The 25,400-nt window shown below is 69.0% G+C and carries 25 protein-coding genes and 1 pseudogene; 10 read left to right on the plus strand and 16 right to left on the minus strand.

Going from position 1 to position 25,400, the window contains the following annotated elements; genetic code table 11:
• Nucleotides 1-232: 232 nt before the first annotated feature.
• Nucleotides 233-1,135 (plus strand): 4-hydroxy-tetrahydrodipicolinate synthase, encoded by a 903-nt coding sequence (gene dapA, locus G3I56_RS26690; protein ID WP_164413184.1) that lies wholly within the window; start codon nucleotides 233-235, stop codon nucleotides 1,133-1,135.
• Nucleotides 1,136-1,293: 158 nt separating this feature from the next.
• Here the strand turns inward: dapA and dapD are convergent, their stop codons facing one another.
• The 3 genes from dapD to G3I56_RS26705 all read right to left on the minus strand — a co-directional run bounded on the left by dapD (nucleotide 1,294) and on the right by G3I56_RS26705 (nucleotide 3,324).
• The gene (gene dapD, locus G3I56_RS26695) at nucleotides 1,294-2,283 is read right to left on the minus strand and encodes a 2,3,4,5-tetrahydropyridine-2,6-dicarboxylate N-succinyltransferase (protein ID WP_164413186.1); all 990 of its coding nucleotides are present in this window, start codon (nucleotides 2,281-2,283) and stop codon (nucleotides 1,294-1,296) included.
• A 181-nt stretch (nucleotides 2,284-2,464) separates the two neighbouring features.
• On the minus strand, nucleotides 2,465-3,004 hold the full coding sequence (locus tag G3I56_RS26700) for a TetR family transcriptional regulator (RefSeq protein ID WP_164413188.1): 540 nt from the start codon (nucleotides 3,002-3,004) through the stop codon (nucleotides 2,465-2,467).
• Nucleotides 3,004-3,324: a multidrug efflux SMR transporter gene (locus tag G3I56_RS26705; protein WP_164413190.1), complete on the minus strand. Its 321-nt coding sequence runs from the start codon at nucleotides 3,322-3,324 to the stop codon at nucleotides 3,004-3,006. Before G3I56_RS26705 ends, G3I56_RS26700 begins: the two co-directional genes overlap by 1 nt.
• Nucleotides 3,325-3,536: 212 nt before the next feature.
• On the opposite strand from G3I56_RS26705, the gene G3I56_RS26710 reads away from it, so the two are divergent.
• Nucleotides 3,537-4,412, plus strand: a complete 876-nt coding sequence (locus G3I56_RS26710; protein ID WP_164413192.1) for an AbfB domain-containing protein — start codon at nucleotides 3,537-3,539, stop codon at nucleotides 4,410-4,412.
• 78 nt (nucleotides 4,413-4,490) lie between these two features.
• Here G3I56_RS26710 and G3I56_RS26715 read toward each other — a convergent pair whose 3' ends face one another.
• The 8 genes from G3I56_RS26715 to G3I56_RS26750 form a co-directional block, all read right to left on the minus strand.
• Nucleotides 4,491-4,823, minus strand: coding sequence for a metal-sulfur cluster assembly factor (locus tag G3I56_RS26715; RefSeq protein ID WP_164316258.1), 333 nt, complete (start codon nucleotides 4,821-4,823; stop codon nucleotides 4,491-4,493).
• On the minus strand, nucleotides 4,820-5,287 hold the full coding sequence (gene sufU, locus G3I56_RS26720) for a Fe-S cluster assembly sulfur transfer protein SufU (protein WP_164413194.1): 468 nt from the start codon (nucleotides 5,285-5,287) through the stop codon (nucleotides 4,820-4,822). The genes G3I56_RS26715 and sufU overlap by 4 nt, the downstream gene beginning before the upstream one ends.
• Before the next feature lie 98 nt (nucleotides 5,288-5,385).
• Complete coding sequence (locus G3I56_RS26725) at nucleotides 5,386-6,642, minus strand: cysteine desulfurase (RefSeq protein ID WP_164413196.1); 1,257 nt, start codon at nucleotides 6,640-6,642, stop codon at nucleotides 5,386-5,388.
• Complete coding sequence (gene sufC, locus G3I56_RS26730; RefSeq protein WP_164413198.1) at nucleotides 6,639-7,406, minus strand: Fe-S cluster assembly ATPase SufC; 768 nt, start codon at nucleotides 7,404-7,406, stop codon at nucleotides 6,639-6,641. Before sufC ends, G3I56_RS26725 begins: the two co-directional genes overlap by 4 nt.
• A 7-nt stretch (nucleotides 7,407-7,413) precedes the next feature.
• Nucleotides 7,414-7,743: a non-heme iron oxygenase ferredoxin subunit gene (locus G3I56_RS26735; RefSeq protein ID WP_164413200.1), complete on the minus strand. Its 330-nt coding sequence runs from the start codon at nucleotides 7,741-7,743 to the stop codon at nucleotides 7,414-7,416.
• The gene (sufD, locus tag G3I56_RS26740) at nucleotides 7,743-8,930 is read right to left on the minus strand and encodes a Fe-S cluster assembly protein SufD (RefSeq protein ID WP_164413202.1); all 1,188 of its coding nucleotides are present in this window, start codon (nucleotides 8,928-8,930) and stop codon (nucleotides 7,743-7,745) included. The genes G3I56_RS26735 and sufD overlap by 1 nt, the downstream gene beginning before the upstream one ends.
• A gap of 60 nt (nucleotides 8,931-8,990) precedes the next feature.
• The gene (gene sufB, locus G3I56_RS26745; protein ID WP_164413204.1) at nucleotides 8,991-10,415 is read right to left on the minus strand and encodes a Fe-S cluster assembly protein SufB; all 1,425 of its coding nucleotides are present in this window, start codon (nucleotides 10,413-10,415) and stop codon (nucleotides 8,991-8,993) included.
• The gene (locus G3I56_RS26750; RefSeq protein WP_164413206.1) at nucleotides 10,412-11,188 is read right to left on the minus strand and encodes a metalloregulator ArsR/SmtB family transcription factor; all 777 of its coding nucleotides are present in this window, start codon (nucleotides 11,186-11,188) and stop codon (nucleotides 10,412-10,414) included. The genes sufB and G3I56_RS26750 overlap by 4 nt, the downstream gene beginning before the upstream one ends.
• A gap of 238 nt (nucleotides 11,189-11,426) precedes the next feature.
• On the opposite strand from G3I56_RS26750, the gene G3I56_RS26755 reads away from it, so the two are divergent.
• The 3 genes from G3I56_RS26755 (at nucleotide 11,427) to G3I56_RS26765 (ending at nucleotide 14,242) form a co-directional block, all read left to right on the plus strand.
• Nucleotides 11,427-12,350, plus strand: coding sequence for an ABC transporter ATP-binding protein (locus G3I56_RS26755; RefSeq protein WP_164413208.1), 924 nt, complete (start codon nucleotides 11,427-11,429; stop codon nucleotides 12,348-12,350).
• The gene (locus G3I56_RS26760) at nucleotides 12,347-13,129 is read left to right on the plus strand and encodes an ABC transporter permease (protein ID WP_164413210.1); all 783 of its coding nucleotides are present in this window, start codon (nucleotides 12,347-12,349) and stop codon (nucleotides 13,127-13,129) included. Before G3I56_RS26755 ends, G3I56_RS26760 begins: the two co-directional genes overlap by 4 nt.
• Before the next feature lie 96 nt (nucleotides 13,130-13,225).
• The gene (locus G3I56_RS26765) at nucleotides 13,226-14,242 is read left to right on the plus strand and encodes a COX15/CtaA family protein (RefSeq protein WP_164413212.1); all 1,017 of its coding nucleotides are present in this window, start codon (nucleotides 13,226-13,228) and stop codon (nucleotides 14,240-14,242) included.
• Between the two features lie 45 nt (nucleotides 14,243-14,287).
• On the opposite strand, the gene G3I56_RS26770 is transcribed toward G3I56_RS26765, so the two are convergent.
• The 4 genes from G3I56_RS26770 to G3I56_RS26785 all read right to left on the minus strand — a co-directional run bounded on the left by G3I56_RS26770 (nucleotide 14,288) and on the right by G3I56_RS26785 (nucleotide 17,724).
• On the minus strand, nucleotides 14,288-15,058 hold the full coding sequence (locus G3I56_RS26770; protein ID WP_164413214.1) for a nucleotidyltransferase domain-containing protein: 771 nt from the start codon (nucleotides 15,056-15,058) through the stop codon (nucleotides 14,288-14,290).
• 18 nt (nucleotides 15,059-15,076) lie between these two features.
• Complete coding sequence (locus tag G3I56_RS26775) at nucleotides 15,077-16,183, minus strand: amidohydrolase family protein (protein ID WP_164413216.1); 1,107 nt, start codon at nucleotides 16,181-16,183, stop codon at nucleotides 15,077-15,079.
• 119 nt (nucleotides 16,184-16,302) lie between these two features.
• Nucleotides 16,303-16,659 (minus strand): hypothetical protein, encoded by a 357-nt coding sequence (locus tag G3I56_RS26780; protein ID WP_164413218.1) that lies wholly within the window; start codon nucleotides 16,657-16,659, stop codon nucleotides 16,303-16,305.
• Nucleotides 16,660-16,806: 147 nt separating this feature from the next.
• Nucleotides 16,807-17,724 carry a heme o synthase gene (locus G3I56_RS26785; protein ID WP_203690763.1) on the minus strand — a complete coding sequence of 306 codons (918 nt, stop codon included), beginning with the start codon at nucleotides 17,722-17,724 and terminating at the stop codon, nucleotides 16,807-16,809.
• A gap of 395 nt (nucleotides 17,725-18,119) precedes the next feature.
• Here G3I56_RS26785 and tkt point away from each other — a divergent pair, with 395 nt between their 5' ends.
• Genes tkt through pgl form a run of 5 tightly spaced genes read left to right on the plus strand, consistent with a single transcriptional unit; the run spans nucleotide 18,120 to nucleotide 24,738 of the window.
• Nucleotides 18,120-20,207 carry a transketolase gene (tkt, locus tag G3I56_RS26790; RefSeq protein WP_164413220.1) on the plus strand — a complete coding sequence of 696 codons (2,088 nt, stop codon included), beginning with the start codon at nucleotides 18,120-18,122 and terminating at the stop codon, nucleotides 20,205-20,207.
• Nucleotides 20,208-20,242: 35 nt separating this feature from the next.
• Nucleotides 20,243-21,361 (plus strand): transaldolase, encoded by a 1,119-nt coding sequence (tal, locus tag G3I56_RS26795; protein WP_164413222.1) that lies wholly within the window; start codon nucleotides 20,243-20,245, stop codon nucleotides 21,359-21,361.
• 4 nt (nucleotides 21,362-21,365) lie between these two features.
• Nucleotides 21,366-22,889 carry a glucose-6-phosphate dehydrogenase gene (gene zwf / locus G3I56_RS26800; protein WP_164413224.1) on the plus strand — a complete coding sequence of 508 codons (1,524 nt, stop codon included), beginning with the start codon at nucleotides 21,366-21,368 and terminating at the stop codon, nucleotides 22,887-22,889.
• Entirely contained in the window at nucleotides 22,886-23,956 is a 1,071-nt protein-coding gene (opcA, locus tag G3I56_RS26805; RefSeq protein ID WP_164413226.1) for a glucose-6-phosphate dehydrogenase assembly protein OpcA, read from the plus strand. The genes zwf and opcA overlap by 4 nt, the downstream gene beginning before the upstream one ends.
• On the plus strand, nucleotides 23,953-24,738 hold the full coding sequence (gene pgl, locus G3I56_RS26810; protein WP_164413228.1) for a 6-phosphogluconolactonase: 786 nt from the start codon (nucleotides 23,953-23,955) through the stop codon (nucleotides 24,736-24,738). The genes opcA and pgl overlap by 4 nt, the downstream gene beginning before the upstream one ends.
• Nucleotides 24,739-24,876: 138 nt before the next feature.
• On the opposite strand, the pseudogene G3I56_RS26815 reads toward pgl, so the two are convergent.
• Nucleotides 24,877-25,400: pseudogene (locus G3I56_RS26815) on the minus strand (glucose-6-phosphate isomerase); the annotation flags it as partial.

The raw sequence follows: 25,400 nt of genomic DNA on the forward strand, positions 1-25,400 counted from the left end.
CCTCCGTTGATCGGCGTCGATGGGGTACGCCGACCAGCCTCCGACCTCGACTGTGGTTGAGGTCAAGCCCTACCGGAGGCCAACTCCCCCACCTGACAGGTCCGTTGCCAGGACCCCTTCTTCAGGGAGTTGAACGCCATCACCCCAACACTCCAACCCGGAAGCATCACTTACGAATACCAGGTACAAGAATTAAGTGGAGCTTCACCAACACCTTGCCGAGACTACTCGCATGACAACACCACCCGCGCCGCCCTCTCCCCCCTTCGGCCGCGCCCTGTGCGCGATGGTCACCCCCTTCACCGCCGAGGGCGCCCTGGACCTCGACGGAGCCCAGCGGCTCGCCGACCAGCTGGTGGCGGGGGGCTGCGACGGCCTCGTTCTCTCCGGTACGACGGGCGAGTCCCCGACCACGACGGACGCGGAGAAGTCGGCGCTGGTACGGACCGTGCGGGAGGCGGTCGGTGCGCGGGTGTCGATCGTGGCGGGCGTCGGCACCGCGGACACGCTGCACTCCGTCGAACTGGCGCGGGCGGCCGAAAAGGCGGGCGCGGACGCCCTGTTGGCGGTCGCCCCCTACTACAGCCGCCCCCCGCAGGACGCGATCGAGGCCCACTTCCGCGAGCTGGCGGACGCCTCCGCCCTGCCCCTCGCGCTCTACGACATCCCGGGCCGCACGGGTGTTCGCATCGAGCCGGAGACGATGATCCGCCTCGCCGCCCACCCGAGGATCGTCGCCGTGAAGGACTGCGCCTACGACCTGATGGGCACCCAGAAGGTCCTGCTCCGGACCGACCTGGCGTTCTACACGGGCTGCGACGAATACGTACTGGCGCTGTACGCGCTGGGCAGCGCCGGATACATCAGCACCGTGGCCAATGTGATCCCCCGTCACTTCCGTTCCGTCATCGACAGGTTCGACGCGGGCGACACCAGCGAGGCCGCCCGCCTCCAGCAACGGGCGCTTCCACTCACCGAGTTGATGATGGCGTCCGGACTGCCGGGCGCGGTCACGGCCAAGGCCCTGCTCGGCGGACTGGGCCTGCCCTCGGGCCCGGTGCGGGCACCGCTGCGATCGGCCGACCGGCCGACGACAGACGAACTACTCGCGGCGTACGAGGAGTTGACCGCGTAGCCACCCTGCCGAAGCCCGGCGAACCGGCACCTGGAACCGAGGAAGGGCCGGGACCCGTACCGTCACGTCAGCGCGCGATACGACCCACGACCCTCCCGGAACCGCTCCCGCCGTGCACCAGCCGGGACCCGCAGACCCCGGCCGGCACACGGCGTAGGTCAGTTGTGGCTGTGCAGGACCTCGTTCAGGCCGCCCCAGACCGCGTTGTTCGGGCGGGCCTCGACCCGGCCCGTGACGGAGTTGCGGCGGAAGAGGATGTTGGAGGCGCCGGAGAGTTCGCGGGCCTTGACGATCTGTCCGTCGGGCATGGTGACGAGAGTGCCGGCGGTGACGTAGAGCCCGGCCTCGACCACGCACTCGTCGCCGAGGGCGATCCCCACGCCGGCTTCGGCGCCGACCAGGCAGCGCTCGCCGATGGTGATACGGACCTGGCCGCCACCGGACAGGGTGCCCATCGTCGAGGCACCGCCACCGATGTCGGAACCGTCGCCGACCACGACACCCGCGGAGATACGGCCCTCGACCATCGACGTACCGAGCGTGCCCGCGTTGAAGTTGACGAAGCCCTCGTGCATGACGGTCGTGCCCTCGGCGAGGTGCGCGCCGAGACGCACCCGGTCGGCGTCGGCGATGCGGACGCCCTTGGGGGCCACGTAGTCGGTCATCCGGGGGAACTTGTCGATGGACGTGACCTGGAGGTGCAGGCCCTCGGCGCGGGCGTTGAGCCGTACCTTCTCGACGTCGTCCACGGCGACCGGGCCGAGCGAGGTCCAGGCGACGTTGGCGAGGTGGGCGAACATGCCGTCCAGGGACTGCCCGTGAGGCTGCACGAGCCGGTGCGAGAGCAGGTGGAGGCGGAGGTAGACGTCGTGCGCGTCGAGCGGCTTGTCGTCGAGGGAGGCGATGACCGTACGGACCGCGACCACCTCGACGCCCCGGCGTGCGTCCGGACCGATCGCTTTCGCCGCACCCGCGCCGAGCGCCTCGACGGCCCGCTTGACGGACAGCCGCTCGGTACCGGCGGGGCCGGGCTCGGCGGACAGCTCGGGAGCGGGGAACCAGGTGTCGAGAACGGTGCCGTCAGCGGCGACGGTGGCAAGCCCGGCGGCCACGGCGCCGGTGGTGCGGGGAGCAGTCGTGTCGGTCATGGAGAAAACCTAACTTGCCCAGGCCTGCGGGGGCGAACCAGCACGGAACGGATCTCAAGGGCCGGTCACAGTCCCCGCCAGGCACAATCCAGCCCCCTCCGGCGCTTGAGGAGCGGGGTCTGGGGCGGAGCCCCAGAAGGACGGGACGGGTAGGGGCGGCGGGGGCGAGAAACCTCCCTCGTCAACCCCGCAGCACCCTCCCGAACACCTCCCGAGCAAACCCCTCGTCATAAGCACCGCCTGTAAGCAGCACCTGCAGACAGATCCCGTCCATCACCGCCACCAGCGCCCGCGCGGTAACCGCGTCCGTCCGCCCACCCAGCAACTCCACGACCCCTTCCGCCCACTCGGCGGCGACAGGCCGCAACGCCGGCCGCCGAAGCGCCGCCAGATACAACTCGCACTCCAGCTCGACCCCGGCCCGGTCCCCCGAAAGCCACTCCCCAAACAACCCGGCGAGTTCCCCCGCCAGGTCGACCCGGTCGTCCCGCAGCCCGCCTCGCGCGGCCACCACCTTCGCGAACCCCTCGTTCGCCTGCCGCAGCGCGGCGACGAGAAGCTCGTCGAGAGTGCTGAAGTGATACGTCGTGGACCCCAACGGCACATCGGCCTCCGCGGCGACCGACCGATGGCTCAGCCCGGCGATCCCCTTCTGGCCCACCACCCGGATCGCCGCGTCGATGATCCGCTGGCGCCGCTCGGGGTCGTACCGCCGCACCATCAGTGCGCACCGCCCATGTTCAGCACGACGACACCGCCGATGATGAGCACGATTCCCGCGACTTTGGTCACACTCATGCCCTCCCCGAGGAACACCGCGCCGATCGTCGCGACGGCCGCCGTCCCGATCCCCGACCAGATCGCGTACGCCGTGCCGACGGACACGGTCCTCAGCGTCTGCGCGAGCAGCACGAACGCGACGGCATACCCCAGTCCGGTCAGCACGGAGGGCCACAACCTGCTGAAACCGTCGCTGTACTTCATGGCGGTCGTGGCGCCCACCTCGGCGGCGATGGCTCCGACCAGCAACACATATCCCATGTGTACGATTGTACGCATCGATACGTACAGCTGTACACAGCAACCGCCCAAATCCACCCTCACTCCGCACCCCGCCACCAACTCCCCCGGTCGCCGGTCTCATTGAGGAAACAACCCTTCTCACGGCACTGGACGTCCCCTAGCCTCGCGTCCATTACTGTTTCAACCACACGTTCACACGTTCGCCACAGGCGACGCCGGAGGAACAGCGCATGACAGAAGAAAAGCCCCGGCTCATCCCAACTCAACCGTGGGAGAACGGCTGGGCCCCGGACACCTCGCGTGTGCCCGGGACGCGGCGGCTCTGGATGGCGGGCACCCTGGCCCTGTCGGTCGTGGCCGCCTGTGTGACCGCGATCATCGTCACGGACCGGCAGACCGAGGACCCGGTACCCGTGGCGAAGGCACCCGTGCCTTCGCCCGGTTCGACGTACCCCGGCCTCCTCACCTTCGCGTCCCCGGTTCCGTCCGGAGACACGCCTCCGGACGGAAAGAGCGGCCTGTCGTCGGCGCAGCAGTCCACGCCGACCGCTTCGACCGCCGCCACAACCCCCGCCCCCGCCCCGGACGTCAAGGGCTCCGCATCCGCGCCCGTCAAGGAGGCTCCCGGAAAGCCCGCCGCCTCCCCGTCCCCCAGCAAGTCCGCAGCCGCGCCCTCGAAGCCGGGCAACTCCTCGCTGAGGTCAGTCGAGTCGGTCAACTACCCCGGCCGCTACTGGCACGTGTCAGGGGACCTGGTGAAGCTCGATCCGGTCGCCGGCTCGGAATCCCGCGAGGACTCCAGCTTCAACGTGGTCCCGGGGCTGTCCAACGGCTCCTGCTACTCGTTCAAGACGCACGACGGCAAGTACCTGCGTCACCGGGACTTCGTCCTGCATGCCGACCGCAACGACGGCTCGTCCCTGTTCAAGCAGGACGCCACCTTCTGCGCCGGGTACTCGGGGAATTCGGGCACCGTGATCCAGTCGGTGAACTACCCCAACTACGCGCTGCGTCACAAGAACTTCCAGCTGCGCCTGGACCCGTACGGCTACAACACGACCAACCGGCAGGACTTCTCCTTCCGCGTCGTTGCCCCGCTGGCCTGAGGCGCACACGAAAGCGGCGGCACCCGAGCAGGGTGCCGCCGCTTTCGCGTACAGCGTGCGGACGGAATCGCCACAACCTCAGACGTTGAACCCGAGCGCCCGAAGCTGGTCCCGTCCGTCGTCCGTGATCTTGTCCGGGCCCCACGGCGGCATCCATACCCAGTTGATGCGCAGTTCGTTGACGATGCCGTCCGTGGCTGACTTGGCCTGGTCCTCGATGACGTCCGTGAGCGGGCATGCCGCCGACGTCAGGGTCATGTCGATCGTCGCGATGTTCGCGTCGTCGACGTGGATGCCGTAGATCAGGCCCAGATTGACGACGTCGATGCCCAGTTCGGGGTCGACGACGTCGTACAGCGCCTCGCGGACCTCGTCCTCCGAGGCCGGCTTCATCTCAATGGTCTCGCTCATGCCGTCTTCCTTTCGGCGGCGTCCGAGCCCAGGGCCTGGGCCGTCGCGTCCTTCCACGCCATCCAGCTGAGCAGCGCGCACTTCACCCGGGCCGGGTACTTGGAGACACCGGCGAACGCGACAGCGTCCTCCAGCACCTCCTCCATCGCGTCGTCCGGCTCCAGCTTGCCCTTGGACTGCATCAACTCCAGGAAGGTCTCCTGGATCTTCTGCGCCTCGGACAGTTCCTTGCCGACCAGGAGCTCGTTCAGCACGGAGGCCGACGCCTGGCTGATCGAGCAGCCCTGGCCCTCGTACGAGACATCGCTGATCGTCGTACCGTCGTACTTCACGCGCAGGGTGATCTCGTCGCCGCATGTCGGGTTGACGTGGTGCACCTCGGCGTCGCCGTCCCGGAGACCGCGCCCGTGCGGGTGCTTGTAGTGGTCCAGGATGACTTCCTGGTACATCGAATCAAGTTTCACGACGACTAACCTCGCGTCCCGTCTTCCGTTGCGTGGTCTTCCGGCCGGGGGTCCGGGGGGTGTCCCCCGGGATAGCACAGCACGACTCAGCCAGCTCCTCAGCCGAAGAAGTTCCGTACGTGCTCCAAGCCGTCGATCAGAGCATCGATCTCGGTCGGCGTGGAGTACAGATAGAACGACGCTCGCGTGGTCGCGGGAATTCCGTAGCGCAGGCAGACCGGCCTGGCGCAGTGGTGGCCGACCCGGACCGCTATGCCCTGCTCGTCGAGGACCTGGCCCACGTCGTGCGGATGGATGTCACCGAGCGTGAAGGAGATCGCCGCCCCCCGGTCCTCGGCCGTGGACGGGCCGATGATCCGCAGGCCGGGGACCTCGCCGAGCCGCTTCACCGCGTACTCGGTGAGCGCGTGCTCATGGGCGAGGATCTTGTCCATGCCGATCGCGGAGAGATAGTCGATCGCCGCACCGAGACCGACCGCCTGCGCGATCGGCGGAGTGCCCGCCTCGAACTTGTGCGGGGCGGGAGCGTACGTCGACGAGTGCATCGACACCGTCTCGATCATCTCGCCGCCGCCCAGGAACGGCGGCAGGTCCTCCAGGAGCTCCTGGCGGCCCCACAGCACCCCGATGCCCGTCGGGCCGCACATCTTGTGGCCGGTGAAGGCCACGAAGTCGGCCTGGAGGGCCTGGACGTCCAGCGGCATGTGCGGGGCGGCCTGCGAGGCGTCGATCAGGACCAGGGCCCCGACCTCCTGCGCCCGGCGCACGATCTGCTCGACCGGGTTGACCGTGCCCAGGATGTTGGAGACCAGCACGAAGGAGACGATCTTCGTCTTCTCGGTGATGACCTCGTCCATGTTCGACAGGTCCAGGCGGCCGTCGTCGGTCAGGCCGAACCACTTCAGCTTCGCGCCCGTGCGCTGCGCGAGCAGCTGCCACGGCACGATGTTGGAGTGGTGCTCCATCTCCGTGATGACGATCTCGGTCTCGTGGTCGACCCGGTAGGGCTCGTCGGCCCAGCCCAGCATGTTGGCCACGAGGTTGAGCGACTCGGAGGCGTTCTTGGTGAAGATCACCTCGTCGCGGCTGGGCGCGTTGATGAACGCGGCGACCTTGTCGCGCGCGCCCTCGTACAGCGCCGTGGCCTCCTCCGCGAGCACATGGATGCCACGGTGCACGTTGGCGTTGTGCTGCTCGTAGTACTCGGAGAGAGTGTCGATCACCTGGCGGGGCGTCTGCGAGGTCGCCGCGTTGTCCAGGTAGACGAGCTTCTTGCCGTCGTGGATCACCCGGTCGAGGATCGGGAAGTCCTTACGGATCGCCTCTGTATCGAGGAGGCCCGGCAGCTGTGTCACGCGGATGCGCCACCCTTCACTTCGTACGACTCGTAACCCTCGTTCTCCAGCTTGTCGGCGAGCTCGGGGCCACCCGACTCCACGATCCGGCCGGCCGAGAACACGTGAACGTGGTCGGGCTTGATGTAGCGCAGGATGCGCGTGTAGTGCGTGATCAGCAGGGTGCCGACCTCGCCGCTCTCGCGGACGCGGTTGACGCCCTCGGAGACGATGCGCAGGGCGTCGACGTCCAGACCGGAGTCCGTCTCGTCGAGGATCGCGATCTTCGGCTTGAGGAGCTCCAGCTGGAGGATCTCGTGGCGCTTCTTCTCACCGCCGGAGAAGCCCTCGTTGACGTTGCGCTCGGCGAAGGTGGGGTCCATGTTGAGGCGCTGCATGGCCTCCTTGACCTCCTTCACCCACAGGCGCAGCTTCGGCGCCTCACCGCGGATGGCGGTGGCGGACGTACGAAGGAAGTTGGAGACGGAGACACCGGGGATCTCGACCGGGTACTGCATCGCCAGGAACAGGCCCGCGCGGGCGCGCTCGTCGACGGACATCTCCAGGACGTCCTCGCCGTCGAGCAGCACGATACCGCCCGTGATCGTGTACTTCGGGTGACCCGCGAGCGAGTAGGCGAGGGTCGACTTGCCGGAGCCGTTGGGGCCCATGATGGCGTGGGTCTCGCCCTGCTTCACGGTGAGGTCGACGCCCTTGAGGATCTCCTTCGTGGCGTTGTCGGCCTCGACGGTGACGTGCAGGTCGTGGATTTCAAGCGTTGCCATGGGTTCCTCAGGACTCCTGGTGGAGGGAGACGAGCACATCGTCCCCTTCGATCTTTACGGGATATACAGGGACGGGGCGCGTCGCGGGAAGGCCGGACGGCTTGCCGGTGCGGAGGTCGAAGCTGGAGCCGTGCAGCCAGCACTCGATCTGACAGTCCTCCACCTCGCCCTCGGAGAGCGAGACGTTCGCGTGCGAGCAGACGTCGTGGATCGCGAACACCTCGCCCTCGGTACGGACGACCGAGACCGGCGTGCCGTCGAGTTCCACCCGCTTGGGGGTGTCCTCGTCGAGCTCGCTCAGCCCACAGGCGCGTACGAACGTCGGAGCGGCAGTCATCAGACGGACGCCTCCAGCTCCTCGTCGATCTTCGCAAGAAGGCGCTCCTGGATGTCCGCGACGCCGATCTGCTGGACCAGTTCGGCGAAGAAGCCGCGGACAACCAGCCGGCGGGCGTCGTCGGCCGGGATACCGCGGGCCATCAGATAGAACAGCTGCTCGTCGTCGAACCGTCCGGTGGCACTCGCGTGCCCGGCGCCGACGATCTCACCGGTCTCGATCTCGAGGTTCGGTACGGAGTCCACGCGGGCGCCGTCCGTGAGAACCAGGTTGCGGTTCATCTCGTACGTGTCGGTGCCCTCGGCCTTGGCCTCGATGAGCACGTCGCCGATCCACACCGCGTGGGCGCCCTCGCCCTGGAGCGCGCCCTTGTAGACGACGTTCGACTTGCAGTGCGGGGTGTTGTGGTCGACCAGGAGGCGGTGCTCCTGGTGCTGGCCGGCGTCCGTGAAGTACAGGCCGAACAGCTCGGCCTCGCCGCCGGGGCCGGCGTAGGAGATGCGCGGGTGCAGTCGTACGAGGTCGCCGCCGAAGGTGACCACATAGGACTTGAATGTGGCGTCGCGGCCGATCAGCGCGTTGTGCTGGGCGACGTGCACGGCCTGGTCGTCCCAGTCCTGGACGGAGACGACGGTGAGCTTGGCGCCGTCACCGAGGACGTACTCCACGTTGGCGGCGAGCACGGCGTCACCGGTGTGGTCGATGATGACGACCGCTTCGGCGAAGGCGCCCAGCTCGATGACCTGGTGGCCGTAGGCCACCCCGCCCTCGCCGTGCACGGCGACGCGGATCGGCTCGGTGAGGACCATCTCCTTGGGGACGGTGATCACACCGGCCGCCTCGAAGGAGCTGTACGCCTGGGCGGCGACGCGGTCCACGGGAGTGCCGGCCCGCCCTAGGCGCGCGTCGTCACGGCCGACGGCCTCGACGGTGACGCCCGAGGGTGCCTGGACGTCCACCTTCACACCGGCGCCGGTGGCGACGGCGGTGCCGTCGTGCAGCCCGCGCAGGCGCTCCAGCGGGGTGAACCGCCACTCCTCCTCGCGGCCGTGGGGGACGGGGAAGTCCGCCACGTCGAAGGACGGCGGCGCGCTCATGCGCGTCGCTACGGTCGACTCGGCGGCAGCGGCCACCGCGATCGAGCCGGCGGTGGTGCTGCCCACCGGAATGTTCTGAGCCTCAGCCATGGCTGTCGGTCTGCTCTCTTCCCTGCGTAAGTGACTTGATGGGGGGACGGCGACCGGCACTCAGCCGACCGAGCCCTCCATCTGGAGCTCGATCAGCCGGTTGAGTTCCAGCGCGTACTCCATGGGCAGTTCCTTGGCGATCGGCTCGACGAAGCCGCGCACGATCATCGCCATCGCCTCGAACTCGGACAGACCGCGGCTCATCAGGTAGAAGAGCTGGTCGTCGGAGACCTTGGAGACGGTCGCCTCGTGGCCCATGGACACGTCGTCCTCGCGGACGTCGACGTACGGGTACGTGTCGGAGCGGGAGATGGTGTCCACCAGCAGCGCGTCGCACAGCACGTTGGACTTGGAGCCGTGGGCGCCCTCGGCGATCTCAACGAGACCGCGGTAGGACGTACGGCCGCCACCGCGCGCGACGGACTTCGACACGATGTTCGAGGAGGTGTTCGGCGCCATGTGGACCATCTTGGAGCCGGCGTCCTGGTGCTGGCCCTCGCCCGCGAAGGCGATGGAGAGGGTCTCGCCCTTGGCGTGCTCACCCATCAGGTAGACGGCCGGGTACTTCATCGTCACCTTGGAGCCGATGTTGCCGTCGATCCACTCCATGGTCGCGCCCTCGTACGCCACGGCGCGCTTGGTGACCAGGTTGTAGACGTTGTTCGACCAGTTCTGGATGGTCGTGTAGCGGCAGCGGGCGTTCTTCTTGACGATGATCTCGACGACCGCGCTGTGCAGGGAGTCCGACTTGTAGATCGGCGCCGTACAGCCCTCGACGTAGTGCACGTAGGCACCCTCGTCAACGATGATCAGGGTCCGCTCGAACTGGCCCATGTTCTCCGTGTTGATACGGAAGTAGGCCTGGAGCGGGATCTCGACCTGCACGCCCTTGGGCACGTAGATGAACGACCCACCGGACCACACGGCACTGTTCAGCGACGCGAACTTGTTGTCGCCGACCGGGATGACGGTCCCGAAGTACTCCCTGAAGAGCTCCGGGTGCTGCTTCAGCGCGGTGTCGGTGTCGAGGAAGATGACGCCCTGCTCCTCCAGGTCCTCACGGATCTGGTGGTAGACGACCTCCGACTCGTACTGGGCCGCGACACCGGCGACGAGGCGCTGCTTCTCCGCCTCGGGGATGCCGAGCCTGTCGTACGTGTTCTTGATGTCCTCGGGCAGGTCCTCCCAGGACTCCGCCTGCTTCTCCGTGGAACGCACGAAGTACTTGATGTTGTCGAAGTCGATCCCCGACAGGTCCGAGCCCCAGTTGGGCATGGGCTTCTTGCCGAAGAGGCGCAGGCCCTTGAGACGGAGCTTGGTCATCCACTCGGGCTCGGACTTCTTCGAGGAGATGTCGCGGACGACGTCCTCGTTGATGCCGCGCTTGGCAGAGGCACCGGCCACGTCGGAGTCGGCCCAGCCGTATTCGTACGTGCCCAGACCCTCGAGCTCGGGGTGGGCGGTCTCCTCGATGGGCAGCGTCATGCTGGGTTCCTCCCGGCGGTACGTGCAGATGCTTTATGAGTGGTGGTCGACAACGGTGGAGCAGGTGGGGCCGAGGCGTGCGAGGCCTTGGGGATGAATGTCGTGCACACACCGTCGCCGTGGGCGATGGTCGCGAGCCGCTGGACATGCGTTCCGAGCAGCTGGGAGAAGATCTCGGTCTCCGCCTCGCAGAGCTGCGGGAACTTTTCCGCGACATGGACCACCGGGCAGTGGTGCTGGCAGAGCTGCTCTCCGACCGGTGCGCTGCGCGCCGTAGCAGCGTACCCGTCCGCGCTCAGGGCCTTGGCCAGGGCTTCGGCGCTCTTCTCGGGGCCGGCGGCCTCGACGGCCTCCCGGTAGTTCACGGCCTGCTCGGCGAACCGGGCGCGCGCGAAGGCGAGCACCGCCTCGTCGCCGCCCTCACGCTCGGCGATCCAACTCAGCGCGTCCATGGCGAGCTTGTCGTAGGACTGGTCGAAGGCGTCGCGTCCGCAGTCGGTGAGCGCGAAGGCCTTGGCGGGCCGGCCACGGGTGCGTGCCCCGTAGACCCGCTGCTCACGCGGTTGCACGACGTCGTCGGCCACCAGCGCGTCCAGGTGACGGCGTACGGCCGCATGGGTCAGGCCCAGGCGCCCGGCGAGCTCGGCGGCGGTCGACGGACCGTGGTCCAGGATGGATCGCGCGACCCGGTTGCGCGTCGAGCGCTCACCGGTCGCGATCTCCTCCTGGGGGGCGCCCGTGGGGGCCTCCCGATCCTCGCCGTCGTATTTCACAACACCATTGTTGCGTAATTCCCCAGAGCGCGGCAAGCCGCGTCCGCCCCACTCGACGGTGCCCTGCATCACTTAGGCTCACCTAACCTGACCTGCGAAAACGATCTTTGATCGATCGGAGACCGCCCCCGAGCAGCACGGGAGCACGCCCGGAGCCGGGCCGCACCAGGCCCCCACCGGGCCCGGATCCGGCCCCCGCGCATCTGGGCAGGCCCTCCCGTACCTAGACTCTCGACCCATGCGAAGCGAGCCCGTGGTCCAGGTCCAGGCCCTGGTGAAGCGGTACGGCACGAAGACCGCGGTGGACGGCCTCGACCTGGTGGCCCTGGCGGGCATCACCGCCGTACTGGGTCCCAACGGCGCGGGCAAGACGACCACCGTCGAGACCTGCGAGGGTTACCGCAGACCGGACTCCGGGACGGTACGGGTCCTGGGCCTCGACCCCGTACGGGAAGCCGCCGCCCTGCGTCCACGGGTCGGCGTGATGCTCCAGTCCGGCGGCGTCTACTCGGGCGCCCGCGCCGACGAGATGCTCCGCCACGTCGCCAAGCTGCACGCGCACCCGCTGGACGTGGACGCGCTGGTCGAACGCCTCGGCCTCGGCAGCTGCGGCCGCACGACCTACCGCCGCCTCTCAGGGGGCCAGCAGCAGCGCCTGGCGCTCGCGATGGCGGTCGTCGGCCGCCCTGAGCTGGTGTTCCTGGACGAGCCGACGGCCGGCCTGGACCCCCAGGCCCGCCGCGCCACGTGGGGCCTGGTCCGCGATCTTCGCGCCGACGGCGTCTCCGTCATCCTCACCACCCATCACATGGACGAGGCCGAGCAGCTCGCCGACGACGTCGCGATCATCGACGCCGGCAAGGTCATCGCCCAGGGCAGTCCCGAACAACTGTGCCGTGGCGGCGCCGAGAACACGCTGCGCTTCATGGGCCGGCCGGGTCTGGACGTGCACTCCCTGCTGAAGGCCCTCCCGGCGGACTGCACGGCCGCCGAGCTGACCCCGGGCGCCTATCGCGTCGGCGGCAAGATCAACCCGCAGCTCCTCGCGACGGTGACGTCCTGGTGCGCCCAGCACGGGGTGATGCCGGACCGGATCTCGGTGGAACGGCACACCCTGGAAGACGTCTTCCTTGAGCTCACCGGCAAGGAGCTGCGCTCATGACCGCCACCCCGACCGCCCCCGGGACCTACACCCCGCAGCCCGGCGCCGCCCCGCTCCCCCGCATGATCGGGGCGCAGGCGGCTCTGGAGACGAAGATGCTGCTGCGCAACGGCGAGCAGCTGCTGCTGACGGTGGTGATTCCCGCCCTGCTTCTGCTGCTGTTCGGCTCGGTGGACATCGTCGACACGGGCGCCGGCAAGGCGGTCGACTTCCTCGCCCCGGGCATCCTCGCGCTCGCCGTGATGTCGACGGCGTTCACGGGCCAGGCCATCGCGACGGGCTTCGAGCGCCGCTACGGCGTCCTGAAACGGCTCGCCTCCTCGCCACTCCCCCGCTGGGGCCTGATGACGGCGAAGACGGCATCCGTACTGGTCACCGAGGCCCTCCAGGTCGCCCTGCTGACGGGGATCGCCTTCGCGCTCGGCTGGTCCCCGCACGGCAACCCCTTCGCCGTGCTTCTCCTGCTCCTCCTCGGCACGGCCGCCTTCTCGGGCCTCGGCCTGCTGATGGCGGGCACCCTGAAGGCGGAGGCCACGCTGGCCGCCGCGAACCTGGTCTTCCTGGTGCTCCTGGTGGGCGGCGGGGTGATCGTCCCCCTGGACAAGTTCCCCTCCGGCGTCCAGGACGTACTGGCCCTGCTCCCGATCTCGGCCCTGTCGGACGGCCTGCGGGACGTACTGCAGCACGGCGCCGGGATGCCCTGGGGCGACCTGGGGATCCTCGCGGTGTGGGCGGTCGTGGGGCTGGCGGCGGCCGGCCGGTTCTTCCGCTGGGAGTGAGCCGGGGATGAGCCGGGGATGAGCCGGGAGCAAGTGGGGAGTGGCCGAGGAGCCCCGGGGACCCCTCGTGAAAGCGTGCACAAGCAGCCGCCTACGATGGGACGCGTGCCAAAGATGACCCCCGCCGAGGCCCTGTCCGCCGTGCGGAACCCGCTCGCCTTCATCGCCGCCCGCTGGACGCCGACCCCCCGTACCGTGCGGCGTGCGGCGCTCGCCGCGCTCGTCATGTCGGTGGTCATCGTGGTAACCGGCGGTGCCGTACGGCTGACCGGATCGGGCCTCGGCTGCCCGACCTGGCCCAAGTGCACCGACGACTCGCTGACGACGACCGGCGCGATGGGCGTGCACGGCGTCATCGAGTTCACCAACCGCATGCTGACGTACGTGCTGTGCGCTGCGGTCGGCTGGGCGATCATCGCCGCCCGCTCGGAGAAGCCGTACCGCCGCAGCCTGACCCGGCTGGGCTGGGCGCAGTTCTGGGTCGTCATGAGCAACGCGGTCCTGGGCGGCGTCGTCGTCCTGGTCGGCCTCAACCCGTACACGGTCGCGGCCCACTTCCTGCTGTCCTCTGCCCTGATCGCGGTCGCCGCGGTGATGTGGCAGCGCACCCAGGAGGGCGACGGCGCGCCTCAGCCCCTGGTCGGCAAGGCCGTACAGCAGTTGGTGTGGTTCCTGGTGGTCGCCACGGTCCTGCTGATCGCGGTCGGCACGGTGGTGACCGGGTCGGGCCCGCACGCGGGTGACTCCAACGAGATCGAGCGCATGCCGCTGAACTGGGAGAACGTCAGCAAGCTGCACGCGGTGCTCGCCTGGATCGTGGTGACACTGACGTTCGCCCTGTGGTTCGTCCTGAAGGCGGTCGACGCCCCCAAGGGCCCGCTGGACCGCACGCGGGACCTGTTCCTGATCCTGCTCTCCCAGGGCGTCATCGGGTACGTCCAGTACTTCACGAACCTCCCCGAGGTCCTGGTCGGCCTGCACATGCTCGGCTCGGCGCTGGTGTGGATCGCGGTCCTGCGCGTCCTGTTCGCCCTGCGCGAGCGCCCCGGGACGGCCTCCCTGACCGACGTGCCCGGCCCCGCGACCGAGGCGACGGTCGGCACGCGCGCGTAGGCCGAAAACGGGACGCACGCGCGTGTGCATCCCGTTTTCATGCAGTCACGTGTACGAGGTCACCAGACGGTCGATCGAGGCACCCAGGTAGTCCCGTGTCAGCTCGCCACGCCGCTCACGCCACCCGGAGTCGACCGGCCCGCCTTCCCGCCCGTACCGCCGCCGCACGATGTCCTCTACGACCTCCACGGGCGCCCCCAGCCCCGGCAGCAGGTCCAGCGCCTCCCGTTTCGAGATCAGGCTGCCGTCCCTCAGGGTCACCGTCGCCCGGGCGAAGGTGACCAGCCCGTAGTCGACCCAGACGTCCTGCGTCCAGAGCCGGGCCTTGTCCACGGCGGGCCGCAGAAAGTCGCGCTGGTCGCGCACGACGAAGTCGGCCAGTTGCCGGTCCGACACCGCCGGAAGCAGCTCCCCGGGCGCCTTCCCGTACAGCACCCGCCCGAAGGTGTGCAGCTCGCGCCGGGTCACCGGGGTGACCGTCCGCCGGAACAGTTCGCTGTGCGCCCAGGTGAGGTGCCGGCGCTCTGGATCGGCCGTCGTCGCGTCGGTCAGGTAGGTGCAGTGCAGCAACGGGGCGAGCGGGTCGGTGCGCAGCCGGGCGTGCAGCTTGGCCACTTTCCAGGCGATGCCCGGGCCGATCGGCTCCTCCAGGACGGCGATCAGGTCGAGGTCGCTGCGGCCCTCCTGATAATCGCCGCCGCCAAGCGATCCATGGGCCCAGGCGGCGACCGGGTCGAGTGCGCGCAGCTCACCCAGGAAGCGGTCCAGTAAGGCGTCGGTCAGGGCATCCGCCGTCCGAGTCCCGTGTGTCGTCATGCCCCCAGTCTTCACAGCTCACCCCAGCCCGTACACGCGTCGCGCGTTGCCCGCCGCGATCAGCCCGGCCACACGCTGCGCGTCCCCCAGCGACCACGCCCCCTCGGTGACCCAGCCGCCGAGCACCTGGCCGAGCGCCTCACGGAAGAGGCGGGCGCCCACCACGTGGAGTTCGGGCAGGCCGTGGGCGCCACTGGAGAAGATGATCTTCCCGAAGGGGGCCAGTTCGAGGATCTCGGCGAGGATCGCGGCGGCCCGGGCGCCGGTACGCACCAGGGCGGCGCCCAGGTCGGCGTACACATGCGGGAAGACGCCGGCGAGATGGGCAGCGTGGCGGTGGTAGGGGTATCCGTGCAGCAGCACCAGGTCCGTGCCGAGCCCGGCCGTCGCTCGGACGAAGTCCGTGAGCAGGACCGGGTCGGTGCGGTCGATGCGTAAGCCCGGTTCGCCCAGTCCGGCGTGCAGCTGGAGCGGCAGGCCCGAGGCGACCGCGTTCCACAGCAGGTGGCGCAGCAGCACCGGGTCGCTGAGCGCGCCGCCGACCCGGCGCCCGGCCAGCCAGCGGCCCGCCGCGCCCCGGACCTCCCCCGGCCCCGGCGGATCGGGCGCGAGCGCCAGTCCGTGCCGTACGCCCGCCACGGAGGTGAAGGCGACGGCGCTGGTCGCCGCGCCGTGCACCGACTCGGCGAGGTTGGCGAGGAAGGACTCGACGGTGCCGGAGGTGTCGGCCACCTGTTCGGCGAGGAGTTCGAGCCGGACGACCTCATGGGCGTCGGCGGCCCCCGCGGCGGCCATCTCACCGGGCCCGGTGAGGTCGCCGGGCAGCCCGGCGTCCACCAGATATGTCGTGATTCCACTCCCCCGCAGCAGCCGTCGGCCCGATTCCAGTACGCCGAGTTCACGGCGCCGGGCGAGATAACGGGCGGGGGAGGCATGCGGTTCCAGGCCGAGCAGCGGGGGGCACCAGCGGCGTACGGCGAACCCGGTCTGGGTGTCGAAGAGGGTCGTACCTGCGGCGGGCGGCCCCTCGGTACGCGCGAGTTGGGCCTCGAAGGTGCCGAGGCCCAACTCTGTTCTCAGTACGCCGTGGCAGTACTGGTCCACGAGCGACGGCATTTCGATCATCCGGGCTCCCCGTGACTGGACCGTGTGTTCCTAAGGTCCTAACGGGTGAACCGACAATCAGGTGTTGCTCGCGCACACCCCGTGGGAACGACCGACACCGATCGGCCACTCCCGGCACGTCACGGGTTCCTCGGCCCGCCCACCTGGATCCCTGCCATGCGCGTCCACTCGTACGGGCCGGTGGTCACCTTGGCCGCGAACTCGCCGTCGAAGTCCTCGTGGACGGCGATGCCGGCCTTCTCGACGGCCTGCTGGGCGATCGCGTACGTGGGGGCCACGAGGTCACCCCAGCCGCCGTCCTCGCCGACGAGCACGATCCTGGCGCCGCGCTCCCCGATGTACGCCACCTGCCCCTCGGCACCGCCGTGTTGCTTGGCGAAGCCGTCGATCTGCTTGGCGAGCTTGGCCGCCCTGCGCTCCGCCTTGACTGCCTGCTTGGCGTCGGCGGTCTCGTCAACCTGCTGCGTGTCTGCCATGGCCTGGATGCTACCGACGGGTAGATCAGCTGGCGACGGCAGGGCAAGTGGCCTTGACCACGTAACACCGGCGACAGGAGCGCCCCATAAGGGGCGCGGGAAACTGCGCGACCAGCCACGACGGCGCCGCAGCCGACCACCGAAACGTCACCGAAGGAAAGGATCCACCGCGACCGCCACAAACAGCAGCGACACATAGGTGATCGACCAGTGGAACAGCCGCATCTCCTTGAGCTTGCCCCCCGACGCCTCAGCCCGCGCACGCCCCTGCAAGGCATGCGCCTCCCACAGCCACCAGCCGCCCGCCGTCAGCGCGACCACCGTGTAGAACCAGCCGGTGTAGCCGAGCGGCGTGAGCAGCAGCGAGACGAAGACCATCGCCCAGCTGTACGCCACGATCTGCCGGGCGACCGTCTTGTTGGAGGCGATGACCGGAAGCATCGGAACGCCCACGCGCGCGTAGTCGTCCCGCACCTTCATGGACAGCGGCCAGTAGTGCGGCGGCGTCCAGAAGAAGATGACCAGGAAGAGGATGAGCGGCGCCCAGGAGAGCGAGTCCGTGACGGCGGACCAGCCGATGAGGACCGGCATGCAGCCCGCGATGCCGCCCCACACGATGTTCTGCGACGTACGCCGCTTGAGGATCATCGTGTAAACGACCACGTAGAAGAGGAGCGCGCCCAGCGACAGCCAGGCCGACAGCCAGTTGACCGTGAGGCCGAAGAGGAGGGTCGAGGCGACGGCGAGGGTGATGCCGAAGGCCAGACACTCGCGCGGGCTGACCATGCCGGTGACCAGCGGGCGCTGCGAGGTGCGGTCCATGAGCGCGTCGATGTCACGGTCGATGTACATGTTGAGCGCGTTGGCGCCACCCGCGGAGAGGTAGCCGCCGAGGCAGGTGAGGAGGACCAGTCCCAGGTCCGGTACACCCTGCTCAGCCAGAAACATCACGGGAACCGTGGTGATGAGCAACAGCTCGATGATCCGCGGCTTCGTAAGAGCGACGAACGCCATGACCCGGGCCCCGAACGGCTGCCGGCTCGGGTTCTGGCTCGTCCCGCTCATCCCCGCTGGACGGGATTCAACGGCCGTCACGCACACCCCTGACAGAGACATTCCAACAAGCCCCCGGCTGTGAAGTCCCGGTAAAGGCTCGCGCTTACCACGCCACTCTAGACGTTGCCCAGACCCCGTCCTTCGCGGGGGTGGGGTCGTGTTGAGGGGTGCTTTGTGATGGGCGTGACGCGGCTCGATTGAGCACTCGGACGGCGCGCTTCGTATTGCAGTCCGGTAGTGGCCGGGAGGCGGATGCGAAGCAGTCCCGGCAGTCTGGAATGACTCGAAATACTGCACGTTCTTACGAGGGTAGGCTCGACAAAGGCCGAGGGTGTCAGCCCCCGGCAGCCGGTGGACACCGAGGACGCCGGTATGAGACATGTGGAGAGGAGCCCTGACCCAGGGTGAGCACCAAGCCGACCACGACAGACCTCGAGTGGACCGAGTTGGACCAGCGGGCCGTCGACACCGCCCGCGTCCTGGCCGCCGATGCCGTACAGAAGGTCGGCAACGGCCATCCCGGTACGGCGATGAGCCTGGCCCCCGCCGCGTACACCCTCTTCCAGAAGGTGATGCGGCACGACCCGGCGGACGCCGACTGGGTCGGACGCGACCGTTTCGTACTGTCCGCCGGCCACTCGTCCCTGACCCTCTACACCCAGCTGTACCTGGCCGGTTTCGGCCTGGAGCTGGACGACCTGAAGGCGTTCCGGACGTGGGGTTCCAAGACCCCCGGTCACCCCGAGTACGGGCACACGACAGGCGTCGAGACGACGACCGGTCCGCTCGGCCAGGGTGTCGCCAACGCCGTGGGCATGGCCATGGCCGCCCGCTACGAGCGCGGTCTGTTCGACCCGGAGGCACCCGAAGGGGAGTCCCCGTTCGACCACTTCATCTTCGCGATCGCCGGTGACGGCTGCCTCCAGGAGGGCATCTCCTCGGAGGCGTCCTCGCTGGCCGGCCACCAGAAGCTCGGCAACCTGGTCCTGCTGTGGGACGACAACCACATCTCGATCGAGGGCGACACCGAGACGGCCGTCTCCGAGGACGTGGCCAAGCGGTACGAGGCGTACGGCTGGCATGTGCAGCGGATCGCCCCGAAGCCGGACGGCGACCTCGACCCGCACGCCATCTACAACGCCGTGCAGGCCGCCAAGAAGGTGACGGACAAGCCGTCGTTCATCGCGATGCGCTCGATCATCGCCTGGCCCGCCCCGAACGCCCAGAACACCGAGGCCGCGCACGGCTCGGCGCTCGGCGACGACGAGGTGGCGGCCACCAAGCGCGTCCTCGGCTTCGACCCCGAGCAGTCGTTCGAGGTCTCGGACGCCGTCCTGAACCACACCCGCGAGGCGGTGGAGCGCGGCCGTCAGGCCAAGGCCGAGTGGGAGAAGTCGTTCCAGGAATGGCGCAACAACAACGCAGAGCGCGCCGCCGAGTTCGACCGCATCGCCGCGGGTGAACTGCCCAAGGGCTGGGAGGACAAGCTCCCGGTCTTCGAGGCGGGCAAGGGCGTCGCCACGCGTGCCGCGTCCGGCAAGGTCCTGCAGGCGCTGGGTGCGGTCATCCCGGAGCTGTGGGGCGGCTCGGCCGACCTGGCCGGCTCGAACAACACGACCATCGACAAGACGTCCTCCTTCCTCCCGGCGGACAACCCGCTGCCGGAGGCCAACCCGTACGGCCGCACGATCCACTTCGGCATCCGCGAGCACTCGATGGCCGCCGAGATGAACGGCATCGCGCTGCACGGCAACACCCGTATCTACGGCGGCACCTTCCTCGTCTTCTCCGACTACATGCGCAACGCGGTACGTCTGTCCGCGCTGATGCACGTGCCGGTGACGTACGTGTGGACGCACGACTCCATCGGCCTCGGCGAGGACGGCCCGACGCACCAGCCGGTCGAGCACATCGCGTCGCTGCGCGCCATCCCCGGCCTGAACGTCGTACGCCCGGCCGACGCCAACGAGACGGCCATCGCCTGGCGCGAGATCCTCAGGCGCTGGACGAAGGTCTTCGGCAAGGGCGCCCCGCACGGCCTCGCACTGACCCGTCAGGGCGTACCGACGTACGAGGCCAACGAGGACACGGCGAAGGGCGGCTATGTGCTCTTCGAGGCCGAGGGCGGCACGCCCGAGGTCATCCTCATCGCGACCGGTTCCGAGGTCCACGTGGCCGTCGGTGCCCGGGAGCAGCTCCAGGCGGAGGGTGTGCCGACGCGAGTCGTGTCCATGCCGTCCGTGGAGTGGTTCGAGGAGCAGGACCAGGGGTACCGGGAGAGCGTTCTGCTCCCGTCCGTCAAGGCGCGGGTCGCGGTCGAGGCCGGTATCGGCCTCACCTGGCACAAGTACGTCGGGGACGCGGGTCGCATCGTTTCCCTGGAGCACTTCGGCGCGTCTGCCGACGGCAAGGTCCTCTTCCAGGAGTTCGGCTTCACTGCCGAGAACGTCGCCGCAGTAGCCAGGGAATCGATCGCCGCAGCCCAGCGCTGACGCTGACATACCGACACGTAGGAGATGCATTTTCCATGACAGACGCACTCAAGCGCCTTTCCGAGGAAGGCGTCGCGATCTGGCTGGACGACCTGTCGCGCCAGCGGATCACGTCCGGCAACCTCGCCGAACTGATCGACCAGCAGCACGTCGTGGGCGTCACGACCAACCCGTCGATCTTCCAGAAGGCGATCAGCGGCGGTGAGGGCTACGACCAGCAGCTCACCGAGCTCGCCGCCCGCAAGGTCACCGTCGAAGAGGCCATCCGCATGATCACGACGGCGGACGTCCGTGACGCCGCCGACATCCTGCGACCGGTCTTCGACTCGACGCAGGGCCAGGACGGCCGGGTGTCGATCGAGGTCGACCCCCGTCTCGCCCACAACACCCTCGCGACCGTCGCCGAGGCCAAGCAGCTCTCCTGGCTGGTGGACCGTCCGAACACCCTGATCAAGATCCCGGCCACCGAGGCGGGTCTCCCGGCGATCACCGAGGTCATCGGCCTCGGGATCAGCGTCAACGTCACGCTGATCTTCTCCCTGGAGCGCTACCGCAAGGTCATGGACGCCTACCTCTCCGGCCTGGAGAAGGCCAAGGAGCGCGGCCTGGACCTGTCGAAGATCCACTCCGTGGCGTCCTTCTTCGTGTCCCGCGTGGACACCGAGATCGACAAGCGGATCGACGCGCTGGGCACCGACGAGGCCAAGGCCGCCCGCGGCAAGGCCGGTCTGGCCAACGCGCGGCTCGCCTACCAGGCGTACGAGGAGGTCTTCTCCACCGACCGCTGGGCAGCCCTCGACAAAGCGCGGGCCAACAAGCAGCGTCCGCTGTGGGCCTCGACCGGCGTCAAGGACCCCGCGTACAAGGACACCCTGTACGTCGACGACCTGGCCGCGCCGAACACGGTGAACACCATGCCGGAGGCGACCCTGTTCGCCACCGAGGACCACGGACAGATCACCGGCAACACCATCGCCGGTACGTACGAGCAGGCCCGCGCCGAACTCGACGCGGTCGAGAAACTCGGGATCTCGTACGACGAAGTGGTCCAGCTCCTGGAGGACGAGGGCGTCGAGAAGTTCGAGGCGTCCTGGACCGACCTGCTCAAGTCGACCGAGGCGGAACTGACGCGCCTCGCCCCCTCGGAGGGCTGAAACCTTGTCAAGCAGCAACCCGCTGCGTGACCCCGCAGACCGACGGCTCCCGCGTATCGCGGGGCCGTCGGGCCTGGTCATCTTCGGGGTCACCGGCGACCTGTCACGCAAGAAGCTGATGCCTGCCGTGTACGACCTCGCCAACCGCGGGTTGCTGCCGCCAGGTTTCTCCCTCGTCGGCTTCGCCCGGCGCGAGTGGGCGAACGAGGACTTCGCGGCGGAGGTGCACGACGCCGTCAAGGAGCACGCCCGTACGCCGTTCCGTGAGGAGGTCTGGCAGCAGCTCATCCAGGGGATGCGCTTCGTCCAGGGCACCTTCGACGACGACGAGTCCTTCGAGCGGCTGCGCTCGACCATCGACGAGCTGGACAAGGCGCAGGGGACGGGCGGCAACTTCGCCTTCTACCTCTCCGTGCCGCCGTCGTCCTTCCCGGTGGTCATCAAGCAGCTGAAGAAGCACGGTCTGGCGGACCAGGACAACGGTTCCTGGCGGCGCGCGGTCATCGAGAAGCCCTTCGGCCACGACCTGAAGTCGGCCGAGGAGCTCAACTCGACCGTCGAGGAGGTCTTCGCCCCGGACCAGGTCTTCCGGATCGACCACTACCTCGGCAAGGAGACCGTCCAGAACATCCTGGCGCTCCGCTTCGCCAACCAGATGTTCGAACCGATCTGGAACCGGTCCTTCGTGGACCACATCCAGATCACGATGGCCGAGGACATCGGCATCGGCGGCCGGGCCGGCTACTACGACGGCATCGGCGCGGCCCGTGACGTCATCCAGAACCACCTCCTGCAGCTGTTGGCCCTCACGGCCATGGAGGAGCCCGCCTCCTTCGACGCGGACGCGCTGGCCGCCGAGAAGACCAAGGTGCTCGGCGCGGTCAAGCTGCCGCAGAACCTGGGCGAGGACACGGTCCGCGGGCAGTACGCGGCGGGCTGGCAGGGTGGCGAGAAGGCCATCGGCTATCTCCAGGAAGACGGCATCGACCCCAAGTCGAAGACCGACACCTATGCGGCGATCAAGGTCGAGGTCGACAACCGCCGCTGGGCGGGCGTCCCCTTCTACCTGCGTACCGGCAAGCGCCTGGGCCGTCGCGTCACCGAGATCGCGGTGGTCTTCCAGCGGGCGCCCCACTCCCCCTTCGACCACACGGCGACGGAGGAACTGGGCCAGAACGCGATCGTCATCCGCGTCCAGCCCGACGAGGGCATCACGGTCCGCTTCGGCTCCAAGGTGCCCGGCACCTCGATGGAGATCCGGGACGTGTCCATGGACTTCGCGTACGGCGAGTCGTTCACGGAGTCGAGCCCGGAGGCGTACGAGCGTCTGATCCTGGACGTCCTCCTCGGCGACTCCAACCTCTTCCCGCGCACCGAGGAGGTCGAGCTGTCCTGGCGGATCCTCGACCCGATCGAGCAGTACTGGGACAAGCACGGCACGCCCGCGCAGTACCCCTCGGGTACATGGGGCCCCGTCGAGGCGGACGAAATGCTCGAACGAGACGGACGGAGCTGGCGGCGCCCATGAAAATAGACCTCACGGACACCACGGCCAGCAAGGTCAACAAGGCGCTGGTGCAGGGCCGTCGGGCCATAGGAACACCGGCCGTAGGCATGGTGTTGACCCTTGTCATCGTCACCGACGAGGAGAACGCGTACGACGCCCTCAAGGCGGCGAACGACGCCTCGCTGGAACACCCCTCGCGCACCCTGGTCGTCGTCAAGCGTGTCTCCCGCTCCCCCCGTGACCGAACGACGTCCCGTCTGGACGCCGAGGTCAGGGTCGGCGCGGACGCGGGCAGCGGCGAGACGGTCGTCCTGCGCCTGTACGGCGAGGTCGTCGACCACGCCGACTCGGTGGTGCTGCCCCTGCTGTTGCCGGACGCCCCGGTGGTCGTCTGGTGGCCGGTGAACGCCCCGCTGGACCCGGCGAAGGACCCGCTGGGCGCTCTGGCGCAGCGCAGGGTGACGGACACGTACGCGGCCGAGCAGCCGGTACGGGAACTGGCGGCGCGCGCGGACGCGTACACGCCGGGCGACACGGACCTCTCGTGGACGCGTATCACCCCGTGGCGCTCGATGCTGGCCGCCGCCCTGGACCAGGTCACCTGCGAGGTGAACGCGGTCGAGGTGGAGGGCGAGGAGTTCAACCCGAGCTGCGAGCTGCTGGCGATGTGGCTGGCGGACCGGCTGGACGTCCCGGTGAAGCGCTCCCTGTCCTCGGGCCCCGGCCTGACGGCGGTCCGGATGCGGACGAGCACGGGCCCCATCACCCTCGACCGCGCCGACGGCTCCCTGGCGACCCTCTCCATCCAGGGCCAGCCCGACCGCGCGGTGGCGCTCAAGCGCCGTGAGACGGCCGAGCTGATGGCGGAGGAGCTGCGGCGCCTGGACCCGGACGACACGTACGCGTCCGCGCTGCGGTACGGCGTGGAGCGGCTGGCCTCTTCCACGGCCCCCGAGCCGCAGGCATCCACACCAGCGCCGGCGTCGGCACTGGCACTGGAACCGGCGAGGAAGGCCCCCGTGGCGGAGGACGCGGACAGGGTGACTCCGGCTCTGATGCCACCGGTGAAGAAGGTGTCCACGAAGTGAGTACGGCACCGCAGCTCGTCGTCCACCGTGACAAGGAGCTGATGGCCCAGGCCGCGGCAGCCCGCCTGATCACGAAGATCGTGGACGCGCAGGCCTCGCGGGGCTCGGCGTCGGTGGTGCTCACGGGTGGGCGCAACGGCAACGGCCTGTTGGCCGCGCTGGCCTCCGCGCCCGCACGGGACGCGATCGACTGGGCCCGGCTCGACCTGTGGTGGGGCGACGAACGCTTCCTGCCCGAGGGCGACCCGGACCGCAACGTCACCCAGGCGAAGGAGGCGCTGCTGGACGCGGTGCCGCTGGACCCGACCCGTGTCCATGCCATGCCCGCGTCGGACGGCCCGTACGGCTCCGATGTGGACGCGGCGGCGGAGGCGTACGCGGCGGAACTGGCCAAGGCGGCCGGCCCCGAATCCCACGGCCCCGTGCCCACGTTCGACGTCCTGATGCTGGGCGTGGGCCCGGACACGCACGTGGCGTCACTGTTCCCGGAGCTGCCCGCGGTACGGGAGACGGAGCGCACGGTGGTGGGTGTCCACGGCGCCCCGAAGCCCCCACCGACCCGGGTCACCCTCACCCTCCCGGCGATCCGCGCGGCCCGCGAGGTATGGCTGCTGGCGGCGGGCGAGGACAAGGCGGGTGCGGCGGCCATAGCCCTGTCGGGCGCGGGCGAGATCCAGGCCCCGGCGGCAGGCGCCTACGGCAGACAACGCACCCTGTGGCTACTGGACGCCCCGGCAGCATCCCAACTCCCGAGGGCCCTGTACCCCCCGGCATCACCCTGACGGATGCCGGACGGGCTGGTACATCAGCCCGTCCGGCGTTTGAGGACGAGGCCCCTTCAGGGCCGAAAGGGGGGTCTGGGGGCGCAGCCCCCAGGAACAGGATGGGACGGGTAGGGGCGGCGGGGGCGAGAAAAACCCCTACCTCCCCCGCAGCTCCCGATACCGACCAACCAGCGCCACCGTGGACGCATCCAGCCCCGCCACCTCCACCCCCTCCGTCAACGCCGGCTCAACCCGCTTCGCCAGCACCTTCCCCAGCTCAACCCCCCACTGGTCGAACGAGTCGATGTTCCACACAGCGCCTTGTACGAACACATTGTGTTCATACAAGGCGATCAACTGCCCCAGCACAGACGGCGTCAACTCCCGAGCCAGCACAGTCGTCGTCGGATGGTTGCCGAGGAACGTCTTGTGCGCCACCAACTCCTCCGGCACCCCCTCCGCCCGCACCTCGTCCGGCGTCTTCCCGAACGCCAGCGCCTGGGTCTGCGCGAAGAAGTTGGCCATCAACAGATCATGCTGGCCCTTGAGTTCGTCGCTCAGTTCCGCGACCGGCTGGGCGAACCCGATGAAGTCCGCCGGGATCAGCTTCGTCCCCTGGTGGATCAACTGGTAGTAGGCGTGCTGCCCGTTCGTCCCGGGGGTGCCCCACACCACCGGCC

Source organism: Streptomyces sp. SID12488 (genome assembly GCF_010548275.1).
Lineage (GTDB): Bacteria > Actinomycetota > Actinomycetes > Streptomycetales > Streptomycetaceae > Streptomyces.

What these genes read in the sequence shown, in the direction of transcription:
- dapA (WP_164413184.1), top strand. Translation starts at nt 233, where the DNA reads ATGACAACACCACCCGCGCCGCCCTCTCCCCCCTTCGGCCGCGCCCTG.
- dapD (WP_164413186.1), bottom strand. Translation starts at nt 2,283, where the DNA reads ATGACCGACACGACTGCTCCCCGCACCACCGGCGCCGTGGCCGCCGGG.
- G3I56_RS26700 (WP_164413188.1), bottom strand. Translation starts at nt 3,004, where the DNA reads ATGGTGCGGCGGTACGACCCCGAGCGGCGCCAGCGGATCATCGACGCG.
- G3I56_RS26705 (WP_164413190.1), bottom strand. Translation starts at nt 3,324, where the DNA reads ATGGGATATGTGTTGCTGGTCGGAGCCATCGCCGCCGAGGTGGGCGCC.
- G3I56_RS26710 (WP_164413192.1), top strand. Translation starts at nt 3,537, where the DNA reads ATGACAGAAGAAAAGCCCCGGCTCATCCCAACTCAACCGTGGGAGAAC.
- G3I56_RS26715 (WP_164316258.1), bottom strand. Translation starts at nt 4,823, where the DNA reads ATGAGCGAGACCATTGAGATGAAGCCGGCCTCGGAGGACGAGGTCCGC.
- sufC (WP_164413198.1), bottom strand. Translation starts at nt 7,406, where the DNA reads ATGGCAACGCTTGAAATCCACGACCTGCACGTCACCGTCGAGGCCGAC.
- G3I56_RS26735 (WP_164413200.1), bottom strand. Translation starts at nt 7,743, where the DNA reads ATGACTGCCGCTCCGACGTTCGTACGCGCCTGTGGGCTGAGCGAGCTC.
- sufD (WP_164413202.1), bottom strand. Translation starts at nt 8,930, where the DNA reads ATGGCTGAGGCTCAGAACATTCCGGTGGGCAGCACCACCGCCGGCTCG.
- sufB (WP_164413204.1), bottom strand. Translation starts at nt 10,415, where the DNA reads ATGACGCTGCCCATCGAGGAGACCGCCCACCCCGAGCTCGAGGGTCTG.
- G3I56_RS26755 (WP_164413208.1), top strand. Translation starts at nt 11,427, where the DNA reads ATGCGAAGCGAGCCCGTGGTCCAGGTCCAGGCCCTGGTGAAGCGGTAC.
- G3I56_RS26760 (WP_164413210.1), top strand. Translation starts at nt 12,347, where the DNA reads ATGACCGCCACCCCGACCGCCCCCGGGACCTACACCCCGCAGCCCGGC.
- G3I56_RS26765 (WP_164413212.1), top strand. Translation starts at nt 13,226, where the DNA reads ATGGGACGCGTGCCAAAGATGACCCCCGCCGAGGCCCTGTCCGCCGTG.
- G3I56_RS26770 (WP_164413214.1), bottom strand. Translation starts at nt 15,058, where the DNA reads ATGACGACACACGGGACTCGGACGGCGGATGCCCTGACCGACGCCTTA.
- G3I56_RS26775 (WP_164413216.1), bottom strand. Translation starts at nt 16,183, where the DNA reads ATGATCGAAATGCCGTCGCTCGTGGACCAGTACTGCCACGGCGTACTG.
- G3I56_RS26780 (WP_164413218.1), bottom strand. Translation starts at nt 16,659, where the DNA reads ATGGCAGACACGCAGCAGGTTGACGAGACCGCCGACGCCAAGCAGGCA.
- G3I56_RS26785 (WP_203690763.1), bottom strand. Translation starts at nt 17,724, where the DNA reads ATGAGCGGGACGAGCCAGAACCCGAGCCGGCAGCCGTTCGGGGCCCGG.
- tal (WP_164413222.1), top strand. Translation starts at nt 20,243, where the DNA reads ATGACAGACGCACTCAAGCGCCTTTCCGAGGAAGGCGTCGCGATCTGG.
- opcA (WP_164413226.1), top strand. Translation starts at nt 22,886, where the DNA reads ATGAAAATAGACCTCACGGACACCACGGCCAGCAAGGTCAACAAGGCG.